At 72.6% G+C, this 23,609-nt stretch carries 20 protein-coding genes, 1 tRNA gene and 1 pseudogene; 9 read left to right on the plus strand and 13 right to left on the minus strand.

The window, feature by feature from the left end; genetic code table 11:
- Nucleotides 1-211 precede the first annotated feature (211 nt).
- On the minus strand, nucleotides 212-1,168 hold the full coding sequence (locus BGM09_RS32150) for a pseudouridine-5'-phosphate glycosidase (RefSeq protein WP_188285266.1): 957 nt from the start codon (nucleotides 1,166-1,168) through the stop codon (nucleotides 212-214).
- A 115-nt stretch (nucleotides 1,169-1,283) separates the two neighbouring features.
- Here BGM09_RS32150 and BGM09_RS32155 point away from each other — a divergent pair.
- Nucleotides 1,284-1,357 (plus strand) — tRNA-Met (locus BGM09_RS32155).
- Between the two features lie 111 nt (nucleotides 1,358-1,468).
- Here the strand turns inward: BGM09_RS32155 and BGM09_RS32160 are convergent.
- Nucleotides 1,469-1,744, minus strand: a complete 276-nt coding sequence (locus BGM09_RS32160; RefSeq protein ID WP_223187904.1) for a DUF6343 family protein — start codon at nucleotides 1,742-1,744, stop codon at nucleotides 1,469-1,471.
- 275 nt (nucleotides 1,745-2,019) lie between these two features.
- Between BGM09_RS32160 and BGM09_RS32165 the strand changes: the two genes are divergently transcribed.
- Nucleotides 2,020-2,613: a DUF1349 domain-containing protein gene (locus tag BGM09_RS32165; protein ID WP_188285268.1), complete on the plus strand. Its 594-nt coding sequence runs from the start codon at nucleotides 2,020-2,022 to the stop codon at nucleotides 2,611-2,613.
- Nucleotides 2,614-2,658: 45 nt separating this feature from the next.
- Here BGM09_RS32165 and BGM09_RS32170 read toward each other — a convergent pair whose 3' ends face one another.
- From BGM09_RS32170 to BGM09_RS32195, 6 genes are all read right to left on the minus strand, one after another.
- Nucleotides 2,659-3,285, minus strand: coding sequence for a TetR/AcrR family transcriptional regulator (locus tag BGM09_RS32170; protein ID WP_188285269.1), 627 nt, complete (start codon nucleotides 3,283-3,285; stop codon nucleotides 2,659-2,661).
- Nucleotides 3,286-3,409: 124 nt separating this feature from the next.
- The gene (locus BGM09_RS32175; RefSeq protein ID WP_188285270.1) at nucleotides 3,410-4,600 is read right to left on the minus strand and encodes an acyl-CoA dehydrogenase family protein; all 1,191 of its coding nucleotides are present in this window, start codon (nucleotides 4,598-4,600) and stop codon (nucleotides 3,410-3,412) included.
- Nucleotides 4,597-6,618 (minus strand): biotin carboxylase N-terminal domain-containing protein, encoded by a 2,022-nt coding sequence (locus BGM09_RS32180; protein WP_188285271.1) that lies wholly within the window; start codon nucleotides 6,616-6,618, stop codon nucleotides 4,597-4,599. The genes BGM09_RS32175 and BGM09_RS32180 overlap by 4 nt, the downstream gene beginning before the upstream one ends.
- A gap of 77 nt (nucleotides 6,619-6,695) precedes the next feature.
- Nucleotides 6,696-8,285, minus strand: a complete 1,590-nt coding sequence (locus tag BGM09_RS32185) for an acyl-CoA carboxylase subunit beta (protein ID WP_188285272.1) — start codon at nucleotides 8,283-8,285, stop codon at nucleotides 6,696-6,698.
- A complete protein-coding gene (locus BGM09_RS32190; RefSeq protein ID WP_188285273.1) occupies nucleotides 8,282-9,100 on the minus strand; it encodes a TIGR03084 family metal-binding protein in 819 nt (272 codons plus the stop codon). Before BGM09_RS32190 ends, BGM09_RS32185 begins: the two co-directional genes overlap by 4 nt.
- 298 nt (nucleotides 9,101-9,398) lie before the next feature.
- Nucleotides 9,399-10,367 (minus strand): acyl-ACP desaturase, encoded by a 969-nt coding sequence (locus BGM09_RS32195; protein WP_317452976.1) that lies wholly within the window; start codon nucleotides 10,365-10,367, stop codon nucleotides 9,399-9,401.
- A gap of 329 nt (nucleotides 10,368-10,696) precedes the next feature.
- Between BGM09_RS32195 and BGM09_RS32200 the strand changes: the two genes are divergently transcribed.
- Nucleotides 10,697-12,337, plus strand: a complete 1,641-nt coding sequence (locus BGM09_RS32200) for an ABC-F family ATP-binding cassette domain-containing protein (protein WP_188285275.1) — start codon at nucleotides 10,697-10,699, stop codon at nucleotides 12,335-12,337.
- Nucleotides 12,338-12,517: 180 nt separating this feature from the next.
- Nucleotides 12,518-12,910: a hypothetical protein gene (locus BGM09_RS32205; RefSeq protein ID WP_188285276.1), complete on the plus strand. Its 393-nt coding sequence runs from the start codon at nucleotides 12,518-12,520 to the stop codon at nucleotides 12,908-12,910.
- A 78-nt stretch (nucleotides 12,911-12,988) separates the two neighbouring features.
- Here the strand turns inward: BGM09_RS32205 and BGM09_RS32210 are convergent, their stop codons facing one another.
- On the minus strand, nucleotides 12,989-13,654 hold the full coding sequence (locus BGM09_RS32210; RefSeq protein WP_188285277.1) for a TetR/AcrR family transcriptional regulator: 666 nt from the start codon (nucleotides 13,652-13,654) through the stop codon (nucleotides 12,989-12,991).
- Nucleotides 13,655-13,721: 67 nt separating this feature from the next.
- Here BGM09_RS32210 and BGM09_RS32215 point away from each other — a divergent pair, with 67 nt between their 5' ends.
- Nucleotides 13,722-14,678 (plus strand): NADP-dependent oxidoreductase, encoded by a 957-nt coding sequence (locus BGM09_RS32215; RefSeq protein ID WP_188285278.1) that lies wholly within the window; start codon nucleotides 13,722-13,724, stop codon nucleotides 14,676-14,678.
- Between the two features lie 132 nt (nucleotides 14,679-14,810).
- Here the strand turns inward: BGM09_RS32215 and BGM09_RS32220 are convergent, their stop codons facing one another.
- On the minus strand, nucleotides 14,811-16,928 hold the full coding sequence (locus tag BGM09_RS32220; RefSeq protein WP_223187905.1) for a putative Ig domain-containing protein: 2,118 nt from the start codon (nucleotides 16,926-16,928) through the stop codon (nucleotides 14,811-14,813).
- A gap of 301 nt (nucleotides 16,929-17,229) precedes the next feature.
- On the opposite strand from BGM09_RS32220, the gene BGM09_RS32225 reads away from it, so the two are divergent.
- Together BGM09_RS32225 and BGM09_RS32230 are read left to right on the plus strand one after the other, a co-directional pair.
- Entirely contained in the window at nucleotides 17,230-18,045 is an 816-nt protein-coding gene (locus BGM09_RS32225) for a TrmB family transcriptional regulator (protein ID WP_188285280.1), read from the plus strand.
- A gap of 181 nt (nucleotides 18,046-18,226) precedes the next feature.
- Nucleotides 18,227-19,117 (plus strand): DMT family transporter, encoded by an 891-nt coding sequence (locus BGM09_RS32230; RefSeq protein ID WP_188285281.1) that lies wholly within the window; start codon nucleotides 18,227-18,229, stop codon nucleotides 19,115-19,117.
- 134 nt (nucleotides 19,118-19,251) lie between these two features.
- Here the strand turns inward: BGM09_RS32230 and BGM09_RS32235 are convergent, their stop codons facing one another.
- Nucleotides 19,252-20,034, minus strand: a complete 783-nt coding sequence (locus BGM09_RS32235) for an enoyl-CoA hydratase/isomerase family protein (protein WP_188285282.1) — start codon at nucleotides 20,032-20,034, stop codon at nucleotides 19,252-19,254.
- Nucleotides 20,035-20,392: 358 nt separating this feature from the next.
- Between BGM09_RS32235 and BGM09_RS32240 the strand changes: the two genes are divergently transcribed.
- Nucleotides 20,393-20,905 (plus strand): ATP-binding protein, encoded by a 513-nt coding sequence (locus tag BGM09_RS32240; RefSeq protein ID WP_188285283.1) that lies wholly within the window; start codon nucleotides 20,393-20,395, stop codon nucleotides 20,903-20,905.
- Between the two features lie 87 nt (nucleotides 20,906-20,992).
- On the opposite strand, the gene idi is transcribed toward BGM09_RS32240, so the two are convergent.
- Entirely contained in the window at nucleotides 20,993-21,655 is a 663-nt protein-coding gene (idi, locus tag BGM09_RS32245; RefSeq protein WP_188285284.1) for an isopentenyl-diphosphate Delta-isomerase, read from the minus strand.
- A gap of 55 nt (nucleotides 21,656-21,710) precedes the next feature.
- On the minus strand, nucleotides 21,711-22,778 hold the full coding sequence (locus tag BGM09_RS32250; RefSeq protein ID WP_188285285.1) for a cation diffusion facilitator family transporter: 1,068 nt from the start codon (nucleotides 22,776-22,778) through the stop codon (nucleotides 21,711-21,713).
- A gap of 453 nt (nucleotides 22,779-23,231) precedes the next feature.
- Here BGM09_RS32250 and BGM09_RS32255 point away from each other — a divergent pair.
- Nucleotides 23,232-23,609: pseudogene (locus BGM09_RS32255) on the plus strand (CDP-alcohol phosphatidyltransferase family protein); the annotation flags it as partial.

The following is a 23,609-nucleotide window of genomic DNA, read 5'->3' on the forward strand; positions in this document are numbered from 1 at the left end:
ACCGCGATCCGGGCGGCGGTGTCGGTGTCGGCGGTGAGGGGCCGCGCGTGCCGCGCCACCACGTCGGTGACGACGTCGCCGACGACGAGGAGTCCGGGAGGCACTGGTTCTGCGGCGGCGGGTCCGGCGCTGTCGGACGCTCTCGTGCTGTCGGACGGTCTCGTGCCACCTGACCGTCTTGTATCGTCCGCCGGTCCGGCGTTGTCGCGGGTCATGCGCGCTGCGACCAGCGCACCGCGATCCCGGCCGCGAGCCGGACATTGCCCCGTACCGCCGCGAGGTTGGACTCCAGGGACGCGCCGCAGGTGTGCTCGGTGAGGTAGCCCAGCAGGAACGGCGTGATCGCCTGTCCCGTGACGCCCCCGGCCTCGGCGGCGGCGAGCGCGTCCGCCAGCACCCGGTCGTGCAGCTCCGGGTCGAGCTGAAGCTCCCGCGGCACCGGATTGGCGACGATCAGCGCCGAGTCGTGCCCGCCCAGCGCGTCCTGCGCGGCCATCACGTCCGCGACGTGGCGGGCGGAATCGACCGTCCAGTCCACGGGCTCACCGGAGTCGCTGAGGTAGAAACCCGGGAAGCGGTCGGTGCCGAAGCCGAGTACGCCGATGCCCAGCGTCTCCAGCCGCTGGAGCGTCGCGGGCACGTCCAGGATCGACTTCACGCCCGCGCACACCACCGTGATCCGCGTCCTGGCCAGCAGGCCCAGGTCGGCGGACTCGTCCTGCACGGTCACCCAGTCGCGGTGCACCCCGCCGAGGCCGCCCGTACCGAACACCCGGATCCCGGCCCGCGCTGCCAGGAACGCCGTCCCTGACACGGTCGTCGCCCCGCTCGCACCCGCCGCCAGCGCGGGCGCCAGGTCCCGGAACCCCAGCTTGCGCAGCGAGACGTCCTCGGCGACCCGCTCCACCTGCTCCTCGGTGAGCCCTACCCGGGGCACCCCGTCGAGTACCGCCACGGTCGCGGGCACCGCGCCCTGCTCCCGGACGATCTCCTCCAGCTCGCGTGCCACCCGCAAATTGCGCGGCCGGGGCAGGCCGTGCGCGATGATCGTCGACTCCAGCGCCACCACGGGCGCGCCGCTCGCGACGGCGTCCCGCACCTCGTCGGAGAGCGTGACGGCCGGGATTCCGTTCGCTGCCGTGTTCGGTCCTGATCCAGATGTGCTCATGATCCCTACCTGGCGCGACGGCGCCCTCGCCAAACCTTCCGCGACCCCGCGCGCGCGGCGGACATCGCATCGATTTGGTGTGAGCGCCGGCACCCCGTAGGGTGGTGTTCATCGACGCGGGGTGGAGCAGCTCGGTAGCTCGCTGGGCTCATAACCCAGAGGTCGCAGGTTCAAATCCTGTCCCCGCTACTGAAGAGGAAGGGTCCGGCACTCAGGTGCCGGGCCCTTTCGCTTGTCCCGAGCGCGTGCTCGGGCGCGTGCTCGGGCTCGGACCCGCGCCCGCGGTCGCCGGACCGATACTCAGTGCCTGCCCGCGTGCGGCGCCGCCGGGCGGTACGGCGGGGTCGTGCGGCTCGGCTGGTAGCGCGAGCCCTGCCGCATGCGGCGGACGACCAGCACGGCGTCGATCGCGGCCAGCAGCGCGACGGCGGCCAGTACCGCGGCCCAGCCCGGCAGGCCGGCGAGCGCGAAGCCCACGGCCGCCGCGGCGCCCCAGACCACACCGCACAGCGCGAGCCCCAGCCGCAGCCGCAGCGGGCTGCGCGCCTGGACGGGTTCGTATCCGCTTCTGCGCATCCGTGCCATCTCCCTCACCTCCAGCATCCACCTGGAAGGGGCCGAGCGGGAGCCTCTGCCCAGGTGGGCCGGAAAATCGAGGGCGGTACGCGGCGCCGCCGCGTAGGGTGCGGGACCGTGAAGGTGATCATCGGACAGTACGGTCCCGCGGACGCCGAAGCTGTCGCCGCCGTGGTCCGCGAGACCGTCCCGTACATGGTGACGACCGCGGACCGTGCTGGCCGTCGACCGGTGGCTCGGCTATCGACCCTGTGGCAACGAATGGCGGTACTTCCGTGACCTCTCCGATCGACCATGACATCCCCTGGTCCGACGCGACCTGGCTCAACCCGCCCGCCGAGGCCGTCGCCGACAGCACCGGTCTGCACGTCACCGCCAACGAGGGCAGCGACTTCTGGCGCACCACCAGTTATGGCTTCGTCCGCGACGACGGCCACGCGCTCCTCACCCCCTTCCCGTCCGGCACCGCCATCGAGGTCACCTTCGTCGCCGACTTCACCGAGCTGTACGACCAGGCCGGTGTCCTGGTGCGCGTCGACGCCGAGTCCTGGATCAAGGCGGGCGTCGAGATCTCCGACGGTTCGCCCCAGGTCGGCGCCGTCGTCACGCACGGCGCCTCCGACTGGTCACTCGCCCCGGTCCCCGACTGGGCGGGCCACGAGGTGACCGTCCGGGTCAGCCGCTCGGGCGACGCCGTCACCGTCCGCGCCCGCCGCGCCGACGACCCCTGGCGCACCATCCGCCTGGCCTGGCTCGACCCCGCCGCCGACGCCCGCGCGGGTCTGTTCTGCTGCGCCCCCCAACGCCCCGGCCTGCGCGTCCGCTTCACCCGTCTCTCCTCGGGACCCGCCGACACCTCCCTGCACTGATCGCCGCCTGTCCCACCGCCGCGGCTCGGCCGACTCCGGCCGCCGTCAGGGCCTGTCCGGGGGCTGTTCGCGCAGGACCGTGTCGAGGACGCGGGACCACTGGCGGACGATTCCCGCGCGGCGGGCGGAGTCGTCGCTGAGGAGGTTGGCGAGGCCGAGGCCGCGGGCCATGTCGAGGGTGGCCTGGACGGTCTCCCGGACGCCGGGCAGGGATTCGTCGGCGCCGAGGAATTCGACCGTCAGGCGGTGGGCCTCGCGGCCGATCCGGGACTCCAGCGCGGCGACGCCGGGGCGGAGCTGTTCCTCGTCGGCTGCGGCCACCCAGAGGTGGAGGGCGGCGCGGAACAGCGGGCCGGTGTGGACCGCGACCAGCATGTCGACGACGGCGTAGGTGCGGTCCTGGCCCGCGCGGGGGAGGGCGAGGGCGCGCTCTGAGACGGCGGTGACCCACTCCTCGGCCATGTGGGCGATGGCCGCGGTGAACAGCTCCTCGCGGGTGCGGAAGTGGTGCTGGGCCGCCCCTCTGGAGACACCTGCGCGGGCGCACACCACGGCGACGGTGCTGCCCGACCAGCCGTGCTCGGCGAGGCACGAGACGGCGGCCTCCAGTATCCGCCGACGGGTGGCGCGGCTGCGGTCCTGTTTGGGGGAGCGGTCGGTCACCAGGTCCATGACGAGTCCGGCCGTTCGGTGCGGGCGACGGCGCCTTCTGCGGTCTCCGCGCCCGCGCGGAAGGGCGCTCCGGCGCGGGTGCGAAGTGGTGCGGTGGTCACGGGCGCCTCCTTGGCGGGTGTTGCTAGTAGGACTTCGGCAGCCCCAGCGTGTGGTGCGAGACGAAGTTGAGGATCATCTCCCGGCTGACCGGGGCTATCCGGCCGACCCGGGACGCGGTCAGCAGTGAGGCGAGACCGTACTCGGCGGTGAGGCCGTTGCCGCCGAGGGTGTGCACGGCCTGGTCGACGGCCTTGGCACCGGCTTCGGCCGCCGCGTACTTCGCCATGTTCGCGGCCTCGCCCGCGCCCATGTCGTCGCCCGCGTCGTAGAGGTAGGCGGCCTTCTGCATCATCAACCGGGCCAGTTCCAGCTCGATGTGGGCCTGGGCGAGCGGGTGCGCTATCGCCTGGTGGGAGCCGATGGGAGCCTGCCACACCTGCCGGGACTTGGCGTATTCGACGGCCTTGTCCAGGGCGTAGCGGCCCATGCCGATAGAGAAGGCGGCGGTCATGATCCGCTCCGGGTTGAGCCCCGCGAAGAGCTGGAGCAGCCCGGCGTCCTCGTCGCCGACGAGCGCGTCGGCGGGCAGCGCGACATCGTCGAGGAAGAGCTGGAACTGCTTCTCGGGGGCGGCCAACTCCATCTCGATCTGGCGGAATTCGAAGCCCGGTGTCTCCCGGTCCACGATGAACAGGCAGGGCTTGAGCTTGCCGGTGCGCGCGTCCTCGGTGCGGCCGACGACCAGTGTGGCGTCGGCGATGTCGACACCGGATATGAAGACCTTCCGGCCGGTCAGCCGCCAGCCGCCGGTGTCGGGGTCGCGCCGGGCGGTGGTGGTGATGCGGTGCGAGTTGGACCCGGCGTCCGGTTCGGTGATGCCGAAGGCCATCCGCAGCGAGCCGTCGGCGATCCCCGGCAGCCAGCGCCGCTTCTGCTCGTCGGTGCCGAAGCGGGCGATGACCGTGCCGCAGATCGCGGGGGAGACGACGAGCAGCAGCAGCGGGCAGCCCGCCGCCCCCAACTCCTCCAGCACGATGGACAGTTCCGCGAGACCGCCGCCCCCGCCGCCGTACTCCTCAGGCAGGTTGACCCCGAGATATCCGAGGCCGCCCGCCTCCTGCCACAACTCGTCGGTGTGCTTGCCCGCACGTACGGTGGCCGAGAAATATTCGCGACCGTAGCGGCGGGCGAGGTCACCGACGGCCTTGCGCAGGGCGCGCCGCTCGTCGCTTTCCAGCAGGGCGCTGTCGAAGGTTCCCTGAACGGTGCTCATGGCGTGGTTTCCTCCTTGACGACGGCGAGTACGGCGCCGACGTCGACCTGTCGGCCGACCTCGGCGGTGAGCTCCGTGAGCGTCCCGGTGGCGGGAGCGGCGATCACGTGTTCCATCTTCATCGCTTCGAGCCAGAGCAGCGGGCGGCCTTTTTCGACCCGGTCGCCCGGCGAGAATTCACCTATCCGGATGACGGTGCCGGGCATCGGGGCAAGCAGCGACCCCTGCGGCGTCAGATCCTCCGGCGCGGTGAAGCGGGCCAGGGCGGTCAGAGCGCATGACACGAACGGCGAATCGACGAACACCCGTTCGGCGTAAGCGGCGACGTCGAACGCCCGCCGCACACCGTCGATGTCGAGTACGACACGCCGGGCCGACGCCGACACCCACCGGACCCCGTCGGCGCCGGTCGCCTCCAGACCGGCGCGGCCGAGCCGGTAACCGACCTCGTACTCCCGGCCGTCCGGCTCGCTGCGGAAGCGTTTCACCTGCGGCTGCGACGGAACGTTCCGCCACCCGCCGAGCCGGACCGGAACCGGGCCGCGCGCCGACGTACGCCCGGCCGCGTCGGCGAGTGCGGCGGCCAGCGCCGCGAACCGCACGCGATCGCCGTCCGTGTCGGCCGGCCCCGGCGCGTCCGTGGCCGCCGCCGGCGCCCCGATGAGCGCGTCCAGGCGGTGTTCCAGGAAGCCGGTGTCCAGCCGGGCGGCGGCGAAGTCCGGGTGCCGCAACACCCGTACGAGCAGGTCGCGGTTGGTGACAGGGCCGTGCAGCCGGGCCCGCTCCAGCGCGTACGCGAGACGGCGTACGGCCTCGGCGCGGGTCGGCGCCCAGGCGATCACCTTGGCGAGCATCGGGTCGTAGTGGACGCCGATCGTCTCGCCGCCGCTCACCCCCGCGTCCAGCCGCAGCCCGGCGTCGAGCCCCGGCCGCACGGCGAATTCGGCGTCCACGCCCGGCAGTTCGAACAGATGCAGCGCCCCCGGCTGCGGCTGCCAGCCGCGGGCCGGGTCCTCCGCGTAGAGCCTGGCCTCCACCGCGTGGCCGTGCGGCTGCGGGGGCGACGGGGGCAGCGCGGCCCCTTCCGCGACACGGATCTGGAGCGCCACGAGGTCGAGCCCGGTGACGCACTCGGTGACCGGATGCTCCACCTGGAGGCGGGTGTTCATCTCCAGGAAGTACGGACGCCCGTCCCGCGCGACCAGGAACTCCACCGTTCCCGCGCCCGTGTAGCCGATCGAGCGCGCCGCGCGGGCGGCGGAATCGTGCAGCGTACGGCGCACCTCCTCGCCCAGACCCGGCGCCGGGGTCTCCTCGATGACCTTCTGGTGCCGCCGCTGGAGCGAACAGTCGCGCTCGCCCAGCACCCACACCGTGCCGTGCGCGTCGGCCAGCACCTGCACCTCGACGTGCCGGGCCCCTTCCGCGTACGGCTCGACGAACACCTCGCCGTCACCGAAGGCGGCCGCGGCCTCCGACCGGGCGGCGGCCAACTCGCTCTCCAGCGCGTCCAGTTCGCGTACGACCCGCATGCCGCGACCGCCGCCGCCCGCGGACGCCTTCACCAGCAGCGGCAGGTCCGCGGCCGTGACCCGTGCCGGATCGAGCGCGGCGAAAAGAGGTACGCCCGCCGCGGCCATCAACTCCTTGGCCCGCGTCTTGGACCCCATCGCCTCGACTGCGTCCGGCGGCGGACCGATCCACACCAGCCCCGCCGCCTCCACCGCCCGCGCGAACTCCGCGTTCTCCGACAGGAATCCATAGCCCGGATGCACGGCGTCCGCGCCCGCCGCGAGCGCCGCCGCCACCAGCAGATCGGCCCGCAGATACGTGTCGGCGGGGGCGTTGCCCGGCAGTCGTACCGCCGCGTCGGCCTCCGCGACGTGCGCCGCGTCCGCGTCGGCGTCCGCGTACACCGCCACCGTGGCGATGCCGAGCGTGCGGCAGGTACGGAAGACGCGGCGCGCGATCTCGCCCCGGTTGGCCACCAGCACGGAGTCGATGTCCTTGTGCCGCATGGAAAGTGACTGTTCGTCAGCGGTGAAGTCCCCGCTCGGCGAAGCGCTGCTCGAATCGGTCATCGGAAAGGGACCCCTCACATGCGGAAGACGCCGAAGCCGCCCCTGGCGCCCTCGATCGGCGCGCCGTGGACGGCGGAAAGGCACAGGCCGAGCACCGTACGGGTGTCGCGCGGGTCGATCACGCCGTCGTCGTAGAGCCGTCCCGACAGGAACATCGGCAGCGACTCGGCCTCGATCTGCTGCTCCACCATCGCCCGCAGCGCGGCGTCGCCCTCCTCGTCGTAGGGACGGCCCTTCGCCGCCGCTGACTGCCGGGCCACGATGGACAGCACCCCGGCGAGCTGCGCGGGACCCATCACCGCGGACTTGGCGCTCGGCCAGGCGAAGAGGAACCGCGGATCGAAGGCCCGGCCGCACATGCCGTAGTGCCCGGCGCCGTAACTCGCCCCGATCAGCACCGAGATGTGCGGGACGCGCGAGTTGGCGACCGCGTTGATCATCATCGCGCCGTGCTTGATGATGCCGCCCTGCTCGTACTCGCGGCCCACCATGTAGCCGGTGGTGTTGTGCAGGAAGAGCAGCGGAATATCGCGCTGGTTGGCGAGTTGGATGAACTGGGCCGCCTTCTGCGACTCCTCGCTGAACAGCACGCCCCGCGCGTTGGCGAGGACTCCGACCGGATAGCCGTGCACCTGCGCCCAGCCGGTGGCCAGGCTCGGCCCGTAGAGCGGCTTGAACTCGTCGAAGGCCGAGGCGTCCGTGACCCGCGCGATGACCTCGCGGGGGTCGAAGGGGGTGCGCAGATCGCCGGGCACGATGCCCAGCAGCTCCTCCTCGTCGTACGCGGGGGGCAGCGGGTCCGGACGCGGATCGGGCCCGGATTTACGCCAGTTGAGGCGGGCGACGACGCGCCGGGCGGTACGCAGCGCGTCCGGCTCGTCCAGCGCGAAGTAGTCGGCGAGGCCCGAGCGGCGGGCGTGCATGTCGGCGCCGCCGAGCGATTCGTCGTCGCTCTCCTCGCCGGTCGCCATCTTCACCAGCGGCGGCCCGCCGAGGAAGACCTTGGACCGCTCCTTGACCATGATGACGTGGTCGGACATACCGGGGATGTACGCGCCGCCCGCCGTCGAATTGCCGAACACCACGGCCACCGTGGGGATTCCGGCCGCCGACAGCCGCGTCAGGTCGCGGAAGAGGGCGCCGCCGGGGATGAAGATCTCCTTCTGGCTGGGCAGGTCCGCACCGCCCGACTCCACCAGGCTGATCACCGGCAGGCGGTTGGCGAAGGCGATCTCGTTCGCCCGCAGTGCCTTCTTCAGCGTCCACGGGTTGCTCGCGCCGCCGCGCACCGTCGGGTCGTTGGCCGTGATCAGGCACTCCACGCCCTCGACCACGCCGATGCCCGTCACGAGGGAGGCGCCCACCGCGAAGTCGCTGCCCCAGCCGGCCAGCGGCGACAGTTCGAGGAACGGTGTGTCCGGATCGAGCAGCAGCTCGATCCGCTCCCGTGCCAGCAGTTTGCCGCGACTGCGGTGCCGCTCCTGGTACTTCTCGCCGCCACCGGCCAGCGCGGCGGCGTGTCCCGCCTCGACCTCGGCCAGCCGCTCCAGCATCGCGGCCCGCCGCTCGGCGAAGTCCGCTCCGCGTATGTCGAGTTGGGTCATGACGTGCTCCCCTCCGCGCCGCCGCGCGGCGGACGTCCCTTGCCCGGCGGGCCCGCGAACGCCTGCGCGATCGACAACCACGCGTCCGCGTCCGGGCCTTGGGCCCGTACCGCCACGTCGTCGCGGTGCCTGCGTTGCACCGCCAGCAGGCAGAAGTCCAGCGCGGGGCCGGTCACGCGCTGCTCCGCGTCATCCGGGCCGAAGGTCCACAATGCGCCGTCGGGCGCGGTCAGTTCGAGGCGAAATTCCGTGCCGGGCGGGGTGCGGCCGTGCACCGCGAAGGCGAAGTCCCGCGCCCTGAAGGCGATTCGGGCGACGTGCCACAGGCGGGGGGTCGGTGCGCGCTCGACGCCGAGCGCGTCGGCGATGTCCTCGCCGTGGGCCCATGTCTCCATCAGGCGGCCCGTCGCCATCGACGCCGTGCTCATCGGCGGCCCGTACCAGGGGAAGCGGCTTCCCGGCGGTTCGCCGGTCAGGGTCGCCCAGAGCCGGGCTCTGCCCGACCGCCACCTCTCCAGCAGTACCGGCGGCGCCAGCCTCGCGCCCTCCCGGGCGCCGTCCTCCACATACGAGTCCAGCCGCGCCGCCGCGTCGCCAGCCTCGCGGGCGAACGCCTCCGCGTCCTCGACCGCCAGCAGCGCCTGGGCGTCCGTCCAGGCCAGATGTGCGATCTGGTGCCCAACGGTCCAGCCTTCGGCCGGTGTCGGCCTCGCCCACTCCTCGGGCTTCAGCCCGGCCACCACGTCGTCGAGCGCGTCGCTCTCCGCTCTCAGATCGGCCAGGACGGTCGTACGGACGGACTGCGGATCGGCCATGGCCACGAGGGTGGCAGGCGGGGTCCGCAACAATCAAGCATGCGTGCTTGATTGTTTCCCGCCCCCACCGGGTCGGTGGCCCCGCGACAGCCGAAGTGCCCCGCTGGGGCCAGTGGTGACGCGCATGTCGTCCACGGGGTGACGTGCATGTCGTCCACGGCTGGTCGCGCGGTTCCTCCCCCGGCCTTCGGCCGGGAGGTGCCCCCAGCGCCCCTCAAAAGACCGGGCGTGCCGCCCAGGGCCCGCACGGCCCTCGGGAGCCGCGCCCCTCAAAAGACCGGGCGCGGCCTGAGGGAGATCAGCCCCGGGCGGCGGCGCGGCGGGCGAGAAGGGCTTCGCGGCGCTCGTCGAAGCGGGTGGCCTGGTCGTTGAGGCCGCCCATGAAGAGGCCGAGCTCCTGCTGGGCCTGGAGGCCCTCGGGGCCGAGACCGGAGATCTCAAGGACCTTGAGGTGGCGCAGGACGGGCTGGAGGACGTCGTCGTGGTGGATGCGGAGGTTGTAGATGCCGCCGATGGCCATGCGGGCGGCGGCCCGCTCGAAGCCGGGCATGCCGTGTCCCGGCATGCGGAATTCGACGACGACGTCACGGATGGCGCGCATGGCGAGGTCGGGGGCGAGTTCGAGGGCGGCGGCCAGGAGATTCCGGTAGAAGACCATGTGCAGGTTCTCGTCGGTGGCGATCCTGGCGAGCATCCGGTCGCACACGGGGTCACCCGACTGGTGTCCGGTGTTGCGGTGCGAGACGCGGGTGGCCAGCTCCTGGAAGGCGACGTACGCCACGGAGTGGACCATGCTGTGCCGGTGGTCGTGCTCGAACCCCTCCGACATGTGCTGCATGCGGAACCGTTCCAGCTCGACCGGGTCGACGGCGCGGCTGGTCAGCAGGTAGTCGCGCATGACGATCGCGTGCCGACCCTCCTCGGCGGTCCAGCGGTGCACCCAGGTGCCCCAGGCGCCGTCACGGCCGAAGAGCGTCGCGATCTCGTGGTGGTAGCTGGGCAGATTGTCCTCGGTGAGCAGATTGACCACGAGGGAGATCCGGCCGACGTCCGTGACCTTGGACTGCTCGGGAGCCCAGGCTTCGCCCCCCATTATTCCGTCGAAATTGCGGCCGTCGCTCCACGGGACGTACTCGTGGGGCATCCACTCCTTGGCCACGCCGAGGTGCCGGTTGAGCTCCCGCTCGACGACCTCCTCCAGCGCGTAGAGCAGCGTCGCGTCGCTCCAGACGTCGGGTCGGGCACGGTCGGGCGAGGTCAAGGTCACGGGGGCTCCTGGGGACGGGAGAGGGGACGGACGGGGGACGGATGTGCGTGATGTGTGAGATGTGCGACGCGCGGAAGTGCGGTGTACGGCTCCCATGGCTCCACGAACGGATCCACGGGGCGTACGGCCGCGGCGGAGTTTCGCACCTACGCCAACGTAACTTACGCAACCGTAGGTTAAGGCGGCGTAAGAAGGCAACCAGCCAATTTGGCTGCACCGGCCACCCATCTGCGCCCGGCCCTCCACCCGGCCCTCCACCCGACCCCGCACCCGACCCCGTGCCCCGCACGGCCCCGCCTCCCGCCGCACCCGATAAACTCCGCCCTCTTATGAGTGCCACTCTCGTCGCCAAGAATCTCGCCGCCGGACACGGCGACCGTGTCCTGTTCTCCGGCCTGGACCTGGTCGTCGCCCCCGGCGACGTCATCGGTCTGGTCGGCGCCAACGGCGCGGGCAAGTCCACGCTGCTGCGGCTGCTCGCCGGGCTCGACACGCCCGAGGGCGGGACGCTGCGGCTCAGCCCGGCCACCGCCACCGTCGGGCATCTGCCGCAGGAGCCCGAGCGGCTGCCGGGCGGGGAGAGCGTACGGGAGTTCCTGGGCCGCCGCACCGGGGTCGCCGCCGCCCAGGCGGCCCTGGACGCCGCCACCCAGGCGCTGGTGGACCAGGCCCCGGGCGCCGACGACGCGTACGCGACCGGACTCGACCGCTGGCTGGCGCTCGGCGGCGCCGACCTGGACGAACGCGCCGAGGAGGCCGCCGCCTCGCTCGGCCTCGGCATCGACCTGGACCAGCCGATGTTCTCGCTCTCCGGCGGCCAGGCCGCCCGCGCGGGACTCGCCTCGCTGCTGCTCAGCCGCTACGACGTCTTCCTGCTGGACGAGCCCACCAACGACCTCGACCTCGACGGCCTGGAACGGCTGGAGAAATTCGTCGGCGGCCTGCGCGCCGGGACGGTCCTGGTCAGCCACGACCGCGAATTCCTCACCCGCACCGTCACCCGTGTGGTGGAGCTGGACCTCGCCCAGCAGCAGGTCAGCACCTTCGGCGGCGGCTACACCGCCTATCTGGAGGAACGCGAGACGGCCCGGCGGCACGCCCGCGAGGAGTACGACGAGTACGCCGACACCAAGGCCGGACTCGAAGCGCGGGCGCGGATGCAGCGCGGCTGGATGGACAAGGGCGTCAGGAACGCCATGCGCAAGGCGCCCGACCACGACAAGATCGCCCGCAAGGCGCGCGCCGAGGGCAGCGAGAAGCAGGCCGCCAAGGCCCGGCAGACCGACCGGATGATCGAGCGCCTGGACGTGGTCGAGGAGCCGCGCAAGGAGTGGGAGCTGCGGATGGAGATCGCCGCCGCGCCCCGCTCGGGCGCCGTGGTGGCCACTCTGCGCGGCGCCCGCGTGCGCCGCGGCGACTTCGCCTTCGGGCCGGTCGACCTCCAGATCGACTGGGCCGACCGGGTGGCCATCACCGGCGCCAACGGCTCGGGCAAGTCCACCCTGCTCGCCGCGCTGCTCGGCCGCCTCCCGCTGGACGAGGGCCACAGCGCGCTCGGCCCCGGTGTCCTGGTCGGCGAGGTGGACCAGGCCCGCGGCCTCTTCCGCGGGCAGGAACCGCTCCTCGACGCCTTCCGCGCCCCGGCGCCGGACATGGATCCGGCCGAGATCCGTACGCTTCTCGCCAAATTCGGCCTCAAGGCCGCCCATGTGCTGCGCCCGGCCGCGACCCTCTCGCCCGGTGAGCGCACCCGCGCCGCGCTGGCGCTGCTCCAGGCCCGCGGCGTCAATCTCCTGGTACTCGACGAACCGACCAACCACCTCGACCTGCCCGCAATCGAACAGCTCGAAGCCGCGCTGGCCGCGTACGAGGGCACGCTGCTGCTGGTCACCCACGACCGGCGGATGCTGGACGCCGTGCACACGACCCGGCGCGTCGAGGTCGCGGACGGCCGCATCACCGAACGCTGAGCGGACCCCCGAGCCCGCCTCGGCGCGCATCCCCGACACCGACCCGCACCGCATCCCGACGGCACCCCGCGCCGCATCCCCGACGGCACCCCGGCGCCCCCGAGCGGGAGGGAACCCGGCGGCGTCCGGCTGCGTCCCATCCATGACCGGACCCCGAACCGGCCGCCGGAGGAGGACAGGATGCGCGCTCGGACATTCGCCGCTGCCGCCGCCGTACTGCTGGTGGCCGGTTGCGGAAGCGCGAGCGGTGTACGCGTCGGGTCGCCCGATCCGAGCGACAGCAGCACCCGGCCGGTCTGCGGCGACGTCACGGTCACGCCCGATGCCGGGGCCGAAGGCCGCGAGGTCTGCCTGAGCGTCGGCAGCACCCTGCGGGTCACCACCGCCCCCGGCGACCGGCCGCCCGGCGAGCGGGGCGCCGCCCTCTCCGAGATCTCTCCCGGCGTCTACCGAGGCGCGCGGGTGGGCACCGCCGAACTGAGCGGGTTCCGGCACGCCTGCCCCGGCGCCACCCCCGGTGTCATGTCCTGCCATGCCATCGCGGGGTGGAAGATCACCGTCGACGTACGGTGATCGGCACCATCGCGGGACCCGGGTCGGCAGTGGGGGCCGGCCCGGGTCCCGCGATTCCTCCGGTGCGGCTGACGCCGGTCAGTCTTCGGGGCGGCTCGGCCGGGCGGCGGGCGCCAGACCGTCCATCAGCAGGTCCAGCAGACGGCCTGCCGTGGCCTCGCGCCCTGGCCGGGGAGCCACGGTGAAGATGCCGATCAGGGCGGCGGCGATGTCTTCGGCGCTGACGTCGGAGCGCAGGTCGCCCGCCGCACCGCCCGCGTCGAGGATCGTGGTGATGGCGGTCAGCAGCTCGGTCCTGGTCCGCGCATGGGTGATCTCGCCCGACTCGATCATCGCGAGGAGCGTGTCGAGCATGCCGTTCTTGGTCGCGATCCAGTCCCCGAACAGGTCCGTCCAGCGCCGCATCGCCGCGGCCGGGGGCAGCTGACCGAGCAGCTCGCGGGCACCGGCCGTCAACCGCACGACCTGGTCCTGGTAGACCGCGTCGACCAGCGACTCGCGGGTCGGGAAGTGCCGGTAGAGGGTGGCGATCCCGACCCCGGCCTCGCGGGCGATCGCCCGCATCGACGGTTCGACGTCGGCCGACATGAACACGCGGGTCGCCACCGCGAGCAACTGGTCGCGGTTGCGGGCCGCGTCCGCCCGTGGCGCGCGGGTCTCCGCGTCCGGGTTCGGGTCCGGGTCCGCGTCCGGGTCCGCGTCCGTCGAAACGGATCGCGCTCCGTTTATGTTACGGTCATTCATGTAACCGGAGCATAGTCCGTTTCGGTGTGGTCCCTCGGTCCCGAGGAGACAAAGGAGACAGGCGCACATGAAGGCACAGAGCGATCAACCTCCCACGGACGGGAGCAGGGCGGTCCGGCTCGCGTCGTTCGGCGGCCCCGAGGTCCTGGACGTCCGCGAGGTTCCCGCCCCGCAGGCCGGTCCGGGACAGATCCGCGTACGGGTCACCGCGGCCGGTCTGAATCCGATGGACTGGATCATGACCGCCGACGCGGACACCGCCGCCCGGTTCGGCCTGAGCCTGCCCGCCGGGTTCGGAACCGACTACGCGGGAGCGGTCGACCAGGTCGGTGACGGAGTGAGCGGGTTCGCCCCCGGCGACCGGGTGTTCGGGGGCGCTCTGTCCCGTGCGGTCGCCGACTTCGTGGTGATCGACGCGGCCGGGGGGACGGCGGCGAACGAGGCCCATCACACGCCCGACGGCGTCGACGACCGCACCGCCGCCACCCTCACGATCGCCGGCCGTACGGCGTCCGCCGCCCTCGCCGCGATCGGCCTTGGCGCGAGCGACACCGTGCTGATCGGCGGCGCGGCGGGCGGGGTCGGGGTCTTCGCCGTCCAACTGGCCCGGATCGCGGGAGCGCGCGTCATCGGGACGGGATCGGCGGCATCGGCCGACTATCTGCGCGATCTCGGGGCGGAGCCCGTCGTCTACGGCGACGGCCTGGCCGACCGGGTCCGGTCGCTCGCTCCCGGCGGCGTCACCGCCGCCGTCGATCTGCACGGGGTGGAGACCGTGCACGCCGCCAGGGAACTCGGCGTCCCGGACGGTCGGATCTGCGCCATCGCCGTGCAGGTCGACGGCGTGCCCGCGGCCAACGGCGCGAGCGCGGCTCCCGGCGCTCTGGAAGAGATCGCCCGCCTGGTCGCGGCGGGTCGGCTCCGGGTGCCGATCGCGGAGACCTTCCCGGTCGAGCGGATCCGCCGCGCGGCCGAGCTCCAGTCCGGCAGGCATGTGCGGGGCAAGGTCGTCATCGACCTCTAGACCGAGGCCGTGGCGACGACGAACGCGGTGCCGTCGTCACCGATGAGGCGATGAGGCGATGAGGCAGGGCGACGGGAGGGCTTCCCGCCCCCTGAGGGGCCGGGGCGGGAAGCCCTCCCGTCGCCGTACGAGCTAGCTGACGTTGACCGCCGCGTCGTCGATCAGGAACGACGTCGCGAGGCTGGCGTCCTCGGTGCCGGTGAACTTCAGGGTGACCGTCTGCCCCTTGTAGGAGGACAGGTTGACCGACCGCTGCACGTAGCCGCTGCCCTTGTTGAGGTTGGAGTACGAGGCCAGGGTGCTGCTGCCCGCGGCGACGGTGAGCTTGTCGTACGCCGTGGTGGTGCTGGTCTCCTGGCTGCTGACGTAGAGGTAGAAGGTGAAGGTGGCGTTGGTGCAGGAGGCGGGGATCGTCACCGACTGGGAGAGCGTGTCGGTGTGGGTGGTGCCGTAGCCGTCGAGCCACGCCTTGTACGAGCCGCTGTGGGCGGGGGCGCCGGTGCTGTTGTCGATGACGCCGGAGGACGTCGTCCAGCCGGTGTTGCCGCTTTCGAAGCCGGGGTTGGTCAGGAGCTGCGCGGTGGTGCAGCCGCCGCCGCCCGAACCGGTGATGGTCCAGGTGAAGGACGCGCTGCCGGAGGCGTTGGTGGTGTCCGTGGCGGTGACGGTGACGTTGTACGTGCCCGCCGCCGTCGGGGTGCCGCTGATCAGACCGGTGGAGGCGTTGATCGACAGACCGGTCGGCAGCCCGGAGGCGCTGTAGGCGAGGGTCTGGCCCGAGGCCGAGTCGCTGGCGCTGATCTGGAGCGAGGCCGCGGTGTTGACCGCGGTGGACTTGGCGCCCGGGTTGGTGACCGTCACCGTGTTGCCGCCGGTCGAACCGCCGTTGGTGAAGGCGGCCGTGCCGTTCGGCGTGCCCAGCCCGGTCGGCCCGTCGTATCCGGCCTTCGCGGTGCACAGGTAGGAGCCGCCGCAGGAGCCGTTGGAGCCGCTGGTGACGTCGTTCAGCGAGCCGGTGTGGGAGTACGGGTAGGAGGCGGGGGTGGTCCCGGCCGCGGGGGTGCCGGCCAGGGCGTAGACGGAGGCGATGATCGGCGACGACGCGCTGGTGCCGCCGTAGACCTGCCAGCCGGACGCCTGGTAGCTGTCGTAGACGGCCAGGCCGGTGGCCGGGTCGGCGACGGCGGAGACGTCGGCGATGGTGCGCTTGGCGCAGCCGGTGTCGGTCTGCCAGGTGGGCTTGGCGTCGTAGGCCGAGCAGCCGGAACCGGTGCCCTCGGTGCTGGAGGTGTTCCAGACGGACTCGGTCCAGCCGCGGGTCGTGCCGCTGGCCCGGTTGAGCGCGGTGCCGCCGACGGCGGTGACGTACTTGGAAGCGGCCGGGTACTCCGCGCCGTAGCCCTCGTCGCCGGAGCTGACGGTGATGGCGACGCCCGGGTGGTTGAAGTACTGCGAGTCGGCGGTGGTGTCGGAGGAGTCCTCGCTGCCGCCGTAGCTGTTGGAGACGTACTTCGCGCCCTGCGTGACGGCCTGGTTCACCGCGGTGCCCAGGTCGTCCATGCTCGCCGAGGTGGCCTCGACCAGCAGGATGTGGCACTGCGGGCAGACCGCGCTGACCATGTCCAGGTCGAGCGAGATCTCACCGGCCCAGCCGGAGTCGGCGCTCGGCAGCGAGGTGGTCGAGCCGTTCTGGTTGATCTTCTTGAAGCAGCCGTTGGCCGTGGTGCAGGCCGGCAGTCCGTACTGCGCGCGGTACGTGCTCAGGTCGGCCGCGGCGTTGGGGTCGTCCTGCGCGTCCACGATCGCGACGGTGGCGCCGGAGCCGGCGGACGAGGAGAGCGCGTACGCGCTCTGGAGGTCGGTGGGGCCGTAGCCGGAGGGGGTGGCGTTCGGGGTGATGCCGAGGTGGTGGACGACGTCGGTACGGGTCAGCGCCATGCAGGCCATCTGGCCCTTCTTGGCGGGGACGGCGCACAGGCGCTGGGTGGGAGCGGCCGACGACGCGGACGTGGACGCGCCGGACGACGCGGAGGTGTGCGACGACGCGGACGTGCTCGATGACGCGGAGGTGTGCGACGCGGCCGTACTCGATGACGCGGAGGTGGCTGCCGCGCCCGACGCCGGGGTGCTGGCGACGGACGGCGCCGCGGTGGCCAGCAGACCGCCGGTGACGAGAGCCGCCGCCGACAGGACGGCGACCGCCGTGCGGCGGACGGTCCGTCTGGCCCGGCCGGGGTGTGACGACTTCAATGAACTGCCCTCCATGGGGGGATCGGCTCCCGAGGGCGTCCGCCGCTGACATTCGTGTCAAGGTCATGACAATAGATCATGCGACGGCGACGCCTGGGACTTCGTGTGGCGCACGTTCACTGGTGATCCGGATGTCAACTACTGCCGACTGCCACCACCGTGAGTGGTGACCGATGCTGAACGTAGTGACCGAGGGCCCAAGTAACTACCGGCCAATGGCAAAGAGTTGCCCTCGGATCGGCCGGGATCCGCCCCCGGCTCGCTTCCGCAAGTGGATCTCCGCCGTATACCTTGTGGCGCCATGGAGACGGAGGAAGAACCGGTCAACGACCTTGTCGCGCTGGGGCTCGCGCGGTACGAGGCGCGGGTCTATCTCGCCCTCGTGCGACGCGAGTCCTACACCGCCGCGGAGGTCGCGCGGGCGGCGGACGTACCCCGGCAGCGGGTGTACGACGTGCTCGACACGCTGGTGCGGCGGCGGCTGGCCGCCGCGCACCCCGGCCGGGTCGCCACCTTCTCGGCCGTCGCGCCGGAACTGGCCGTCGCCCGCCTCATGGCCCTTCAGCGCGAGACCCTCGAACGCCTCGACCGCGTCTCCTCCGCGCTGACCGCCGCCCTCGTCCCGGTCTGGGCCGACGGCCGTACGCAGACCGTGCCGATCGACTACGTCGAGATCCTGCGCGACCCCAAGTCGATAGCCGAGGCGTTCACCGACATCCAGGGCCAGGCCAAGAGCGAACTGCTGAGCTTCTGCAAACCGCCCTTCGTCGCCCCGGCCGCGAACACCCCCGGCATCAAGGTGGTACGCCGACTGCGCCGCTCGGGCGGCTCGGTGCGGGCGGTCTACACCCACGACTCGCTCGACGACACGGAGGTCCTGGAGAACGTACGGCGCTTCGGCGCGGCGGGCGAGGAGCACCGTTTCACCGCCGAGCTGCCGCTGAAGCTGGTGGTCGCCGACGCGTCGCTGGTGCTCTGCGACATGCCGGACCCGGTGGCCGGGACCGGCGCGACGACCGCGCTCTACATCGAGCACCCGGCGCTCGCCGCGTGCCTGCGGCTGGCGTTCCTCACCGTGTGGGAGAGCGCGGAAGCGGTTCCGAACACACGGCCGTGACCCGTACGGCGGCTGCGGGCGCCCTGTCACTCGGCTGTCAGCCGGCCGTCCGACGGCCGGCCGCCTCCCGTGGGACCGCTGTCCGCGAGCTGTCCGCGTCGCTGTCCTGAAGGCGACGCGGACCTGTGGCGAAGCCCACGGAACCCCTCGATCCCGCGGCCGGTGCCTATACAGTGACCGCGTGGCCGTGTTCCTGCTGGGAGTCAGTGCCGCGTGCTGCCTCGGTCTCGGTTTCGTGTTGCAGCAGCGTGCGGCCGCGCGTGCCTCGCTCGCGGACTTTCTGTCCTTCCGGCTGCTGCTGCACCTGGTGCGGATGCCGGACTGGCTGCTCGGTGTCGGCCTGATGGTCTGCGGCCAGGTGCTCGGCGCCGTCGCCCTCGTCTACGGCGAGGTCTCCCTGGTCGAACCGCTCACCGCCACCAATCTGCTCTTCGCCATGGCGCTCGCCCGCTGGCTCACCCCGCGCCAGTCCCTCGGCCTCAGCGGCTGGGGCGGCGTCGTCCTGCTCGCCCTCGGCGTGACCGCCTTCATCGTCGCGGGCCAGCCTGAGGGCAGCGCGGCCGAGGCGGGGGCGCTGCGGCACTGGCTGGTCTTCGGCATCGTCGCCGGGCTCGCGCTGCTGCTCACCGGCGCGGCCAAGCGCCTGCCGCCGTCCTCCGAGGCCACGCTCCTCGCCCTGGCCGCGGGCCTGCTCTACGGACTCCAGGACGCCCTCACCCGGATCTGTAGCCAACTGGCCGGTGACGAGGGTGTGGCTGCCCTCGCCGTGCACTGGCAGCCGTACGCCATCGCCGTCATCGGCCTCACCGGCATGCTGCTCGTCCAGAGCGCCTTCGAGACCGCCTCGCTGCGGATGTCGCTGCCCGCGCTGACCGCCGCCCAGCCGCTGGCCGGCATCGCCTGCGGCATAGGTTTCCTCGGCGACCGCCTGCGCGTCACGCCCGGGGCCCTCGCCTGGGAGGCCGCCGGTCTCGCCGCCATCACCATCGGCGTGATCCTCCTCGGCCGTCACCCGGCCATGCCGCCGGGCGCCTCGGACCGCGTGCCGGTGGGCGCGACCCGTATGCGCTGAGCCGTGAGGCGAGCCTTTACGGGGTCGCCTACGGCCCGCGACCGGTGTGCGCTGAGCGTTCAGCCGGGCTTTTGCGGGGTCGCCTACAGCCCCTGTGCCCACTCCCATCCGGCTCGGTCAGCCGCGCAATTGCTTCAGTCCGCTGCCGGGGCCCAGGTGAAGCGCGGCTCGCGGCGTTCGAGGAAGGCGGCGACGCCCTCGGCGGTGTCGCCGCTGAGGGCGGCCTGCCGGGCCCAGTGGGCGGCGCGGGCCGGGTCGGCCGGCGCGTCCGCCGTCGCGGCGAACTCCTTCGCGGCGGCCTGGGTGAGCTGCGAGCGCGAGCGCAGCACTCCGGCGAAGTCCATGACCCGCTTGTCGAGCTCGTCCTCCGGCAGCACCTCGTCCACCAGGCCGGTGCGCAGCGCCCGCTCGTCGTCGATCAACTCGGCCGAGAACAGCAGGTGTTTGGCGGTGCCGGGCCCCGCGAGCCGCACCAGGCGCCGGGTGGAGGCGGCGCCGTAGACGATGCCCAGCCGCGCGGGCGTGACCCCGAAGCGGGCGCCCCGCGCGGCGAAGCGCAGGTCGCAGGCGACGGCGAGCTGGCAGCCGCCGCCCACGCAGTAGCCGCGTACGGCCGCGATCGTCGGCTTGGGGAAGGCGGCCAGCGCCTCCTCCGCGGCCATGGCGGCGGACTGCGCGCCGCTCGACGAGACGGGGTCGGCGAGGTCGGTGATGTCGGCGCCCGCGCAGAAGGTGTCGCCCGCGCCGGTGAGGATCAGCACGCGGACGGCGGGATCGACCGCGAGACCGTGGAGGAGCCCCGGCAGCGACTGCCACATGGCCGTCGTCATCGCGTTGCGCCGGGCCGGATTGCTGATCGTCACGGTCACGGTGCCGTCCGCGGCGCTGACGAGCAGCCCAGGGCCGGAGGTGGACATGCGTGCTCCTTAACGGGGGCGACATGCGCTGGCCGGTGCCGACAGATCCTATCGACCGGCGCGCCGCCGGCCGGAGGGGCGCACGACGCCCGCGCCGGGACGCACCGGCACGCCGGTGCACGTGCAGATGATCTCGGTCGAAGAGTTCGAGAAGCGTCCGAAGACTGCCGCGAATCGATCGAAAAAACGAAGTCGGCGATCGTTTTCGGTCAAAAATTACAGAAAGGTGCGGACTTACGGTTTCCTGCCTGCTCGGCTCCCCGCGGTTACGGACACTCGACCTGTGAGGCGGAATCTGCCGGGGCTGTCGGCAGGGGCCGCGGGGACACGTGACGCGAAAGCGACGGTGGGTGCGGTCATGGAGGTGCGCGGGAGCGTCCCGCCCGATCAGGCTCCGGCTCCGGGTCCGGCTCCGGCTCCGGGTCCGGCTCCGGCTCCGGCTCCGAGACCGTACGAGGGGGTGTGGCGGTTCACCGCCCCGGCTCTCGACTCGTCCGTGCCCCAGGTGCGGCGCGGGGTGCGCGCCCTCATCGCCGACCAGAGGGTGCCGATCGACGAGGACCTTCTGTACGGACTGCTGGTCATCGTCTCGGAACTGGTCACCAACGCGGTGAAGCACGCGGCCGTGCTGTCGCCCGAGATCACCGTCGAGGTCGCGGTCGGCGCCGACTGGATCAGGATCGCCGTCGAGGACAACCACCCCTACCGCCCCAGGGCGCTGGAGGCGGACCACGGGCAGACCGGCGGGCGCGGGCTGCTGCTGGTGAAGACGATCACCGCGGAGGCGGGCGGCCAGTGCGACATCGCGCAGACTGAGACCGGCGGCAAGGTGATCTGGGCGGCGCTCCCGCTGTGGATCACCGCCCTCTGAAACCCCGGCCCGTCCTGCCCGGCCCTGCCCGTCCTGCCCGGCCTGCTCTGCCCCGCACGGTGCCGGACGGGGGTCAACGGGCGGGGCCTACCAGCCCGCCGTACCGCCGGTGACCTCACGCACGGTCGGCAGCGCCGCGTCGAGCACCGTCTGGAACCACGCCGAGAAGGGTCCGTCCGCGCGCAGCCGCGCCAGTTCCCGCGGGTCCGCGAACGCCGTGTCGTCGATCTCCTCGGGGTCCGGCCGCAGCGCGTCGCCGATCAGCCCGACGAACAGGTGGTTGTACTCCTGCTCCACCAGACCGGAAGCTGGGTCCGGGTGGTTGTAGCGGACCGTGCCCGCCTCGCGCATCAGCACCGGTGCCGCGCCCAGCTCCTCGGCGGTGCGCCGGGCCGCGGCCACGAAGGGCTGCTCACCGGGGTACGGGTGCCCGCAGCAGGTGTTGGACCAGACACCGGGGGAGTGGTACTTGCCCAGCGCGCGGCGCTGCAACAGCAGCCGGCCCTCGCCGTCGAAGAGGAACACCGAGAAGGCGCGGTGCAGCCGTCCGGGCGCCTGGTGCGCGGACAGCTTCTCCGCGGTGCCGATGGTCCGGCCGTCCTCGTCGACGAGTTCGAGCAGGATCGGTTCCGCCACGGCTTGACCCGCCGGGGTCTGCTCGGCATCTGCCAGGGTCTGCGCGGCAACACCATTGGGCGACGGTACGGCGGTGGGGGAGCCGGGTCGGCCGGTGGCAGGACTGGTGGGCATGTCCATCCTTCGCTTTCGACGACAGGTTCTCAGTCTGCCTCACTTCGCGTCCCGCTCAGTGGCAGAGCCGCGCCTCGTGCTCCGCGTGCCCGACCGGCTCCAACTGGAAGGTGCAGTGCTCCACGTCGAAATGCGTGCCGAGGCAGCCCTGGAGGTCGTGCAGCATCTTCTCGTAGCCGACCGCCTCCAGGACCTCCTGGCTGACCACCACGTGCGCCGACAGCACCGGCATCCCCGAGGTGATCGTCCACGCATGCAGATCGTGCAGGCCCTCCACACCGGGCAGCCCCTCGATGTGGCTGCGGACATCGCCCATGTCAACGCCCTTGGGCGCGGCCTCCAGCAGGACGTCGACGGCCTCGCGCAGCAGCTGCCAGGTACGCGGCACGATCATCAGACCGATCAGCAGCGACGCCACCGGGTCGGCCTGCCGCCAGCCGGTGGTCATGAACACCACGGCCGCCACGATCACCGCGAGCGACCCCAGCGCGTCCGCCATCACCTCGAGGAAAGCGCCCCGCACATTGAGGCTCTCGCGCTGCCCACGCATCAGCACAACGAGTGACACGGAGTTCGCGACCAGACCGATCGCGCCGAAGACGACGGTGCCGCCGCCGTCGATGTGCTGCGGGCTGATCAGCCGCCGTACGCCCTCGTAGAAGATGAACGCGCCGACGCCGAAGAGCAGCACCGCGTTGAGGACCGCCGCCAGGATCTCGGCGCGCGCGAAGCCGAAGGTGCGGCGCTCGCTGGCGGGGCGGTTGGCGATGTGGATGGCGAGCAGCGCCATCGCGATACCGGCCGCGTCGGTCGCCATGTGACCGGCGTCGGCGAGCAGCGCGAGGGAGCCGGTGACCGCGCTGCCGACCACCTCGACCGCGAGCACGAAGAGCGTGATGCCGAGCGCGATCCGCAGCCGGCCGCGGTACGCGGAACCGGCCGTGCCGTCGGCGCCCGGCCGCAGACCGTGGCTGTGGTCGTGACCGTGGCCGTGCCCCTTCTTCCGGCCGTCGCCGCCGCCGTCCCTCAGCTCGCCGCCGCTGTCCTTCCGCTCGCCGCCGCGCTCCTGGCCGCCGCTGCGCGTGCGACCTTCGCCGTGGCCGTGCGCGTGGCCTGACCCCATGGCCGCGTCCCCCTCTCGTCGGACCGCCGTGCCATCCGGTGTGCGGCGGTCAGTCAACACCGGTTACCCACCGTGGGCAAGCCGGTACTGGAGACCGTTGTCATGTGCGGTGACCTGCGGTGATGAGGCGCGCAGAAGGGGCGTGGGGAACACCGCCCACCTCACTCGTACGGGTGAGCGCGTCCGTCGTTTGTCCGGGCGCCCGCCATCAACGATGATGATCACGCCGGGCACGCCAAGTTCAGGCGAACGGGCGGTGAACGGTGGCGGACGTGGATCCGATAGCCTCTGCCGTCGTGCCTGGCCCGGACTTGCCGACCGCGGCCCGTACAGGCAAGCCCTTCGCACGCATCCAGGGAGTGAGTTCCTCTGTCGACCGCCATTCTCACCGGCCCGCCCGCCGCGGGCTCCGCGTCGCCGCTCGCGGACGACCTGCGGGCGCTGGGATTCCAGGTGGTCGAGGCGGACACGCCCGTCGCCGTCGCCGCGCGGCTCGCCCAGGTGCCCGCCGCCGACCGGGTCGCCGTCGTCGACCGCCGCTTCGTCGGCCACCGGCACGCGCTGCGCCTGGCCCTGACCGACCCGCGCTTCGACACCGCCGCGATCGCGGGCGCGGTGTCCGCGAAGGCCGCCGGCCGCCAGGCGCTGACCGCCGCCGTCACGGGGCTGACCGCGCAGGGCGGCGCCACCGTCCCGTCGCAGACCGCACCTTCCGTACCGGCCTCGTCCGTATCGGCCGCCGCCGCCGCTGCCCCCGGCGGCACCCTGCTGTCCGCCCCCGACGGCGACACCGCCCCCGCCGCCCGCGCGGCCACCGTGCCCGGCATCGTC

Source organism: Streptomyces sp. CBMA29 (genome assembly GCF_014596445.1).
In the GTDB taxonomy this organism is placed as follows: domain Bacteria; phylum Actinomycetota; class Actinomycetes; order Streptomycetales; family Streptomycetaceae; genus Actinacidiphila.

What these genes read in the sequence shown, in the direction of transcription:
- BGM09_RS32185 (WP_188285272.1), bottom strand. Translation starts at nt 8,285, where the DNA reads ATGACCCAACTCGACATACGCGGAGCGGACTTCGCCGAGCGGCGGGCC.
- BGM09_RS32170 (WP_188285269.1), bottom strand. Translation starts at nt 3,285, where the DNA reads ATGGACCTGGTGACCGACCGCTCCCCCAAACAGGACCGCAGCCGCGCC.
- BGM09_RS32190 (WP_188285273.1), bottom strand. Translation starts at nt 9,100, where the DNA reads ATGGCCGATCCGCAGTCCGTCCGTACGACCGTCCTGGCCGATCTGAGA.
- BGM09_RS32235 (WP_188285282.1), bottom strand. Translation starts at nt 20,034, where the DNA reads ATGTCCACCTCCGGCCCTGGGCTGCTCGTCAGCGCCGCGGACGGCACC.
- BGM09_RS32205 (WP_188285276.1), top strand. Translation starts at nt 12,518, where the DNA reads ATGCGCGCTCGGACATTCGCCGCTGCCGCCGCCGTACTGCTGGTGGCC.
- BGM09_RS32200 (WP_188285275.1), top strand. Translation starts at nt 10,697, where the DNA reads ATGAGTGCCACTCTCGTCGCCAAGAATCTCGCCGCCGGACACGGCGAC.
- BGM09_RS32225 (WP_188285280.1), top strand. Translation starts at nt 17,230, where the DNA reads ATGGAGACGGAGGAAGAACCGGTCAACGACCTTGTCGCGCTGGGGCTC.
- BGM09_RS32160 (WP_223187904.1), bottom strand. Translation starts at nt 1,744, where the DNA reads ATGCGCAGAAGCGGATACGAACCCGTCCAGGCGCGCAGCCCGCTGCGG.
- BGM09_RS32210 (WP_188285277.1), bottom strand. Translation starts at nt 13,654, where the DNA reads ATGAATGACCGTAACATAAACGGAGCGCGATCCGTTTCGACGGACGCG.
- BGM09_RS32175 (WP_188285270.1), bottom strand. Translation starts at nt 4,600, where the DNA reads ATGAGCACCGTTCAGGGAACCTTCGACAGCGCCCTGCTGGAAAGCGAC.
- BGM09_RS32215 (WP_188285278.1), top strand. Translation starts at nt 13,722, where the DNA reads ATGAAGGCACAGAGCGATCAACCTCCCACGGACGGGAGCAGGGCGGTC.
- BGM09_RS32250 (WP_188285285.1), bottom strand. Translation starts at nt 22,778, where the DNA reads ATGGGGTCAGGCCACGCGCACGGCCACGGCGAAGGTCGCACGCGCAGC.
- BGM09_RS32150 (WP_188285266.1), bottom strand. Translation starts at nt 1,168, where the DNA reads ATGAGCACATCTGGATCAGGACCGAACACGGCAGCGAACGGAATCCCG.
- idi (WP_188285284.1), bottom strand. Translation starts at nt 21,655, where the DNA reads ATGCCCACCAGTCCTGCCACCGGCCGACCCGGCTCCCCCACCGCCGTA.
- BGM09_RS32180 (WP_188285271.1), bottom strand. Translation starts at nt 6,618, where the DNA reads ATGCGGCACAAGGACATCGACTCCGTGCTGGTGGCCAACCGGGGCGAG.
- BGM09_RS32240 (WP_188285283.1), top strand. Translation starts at nt 20,393, where the DNA reads ATGGAGGTGCGCGGGAGCGTCCCGCCCGATCAGGCTCCGGCTCCGGGT.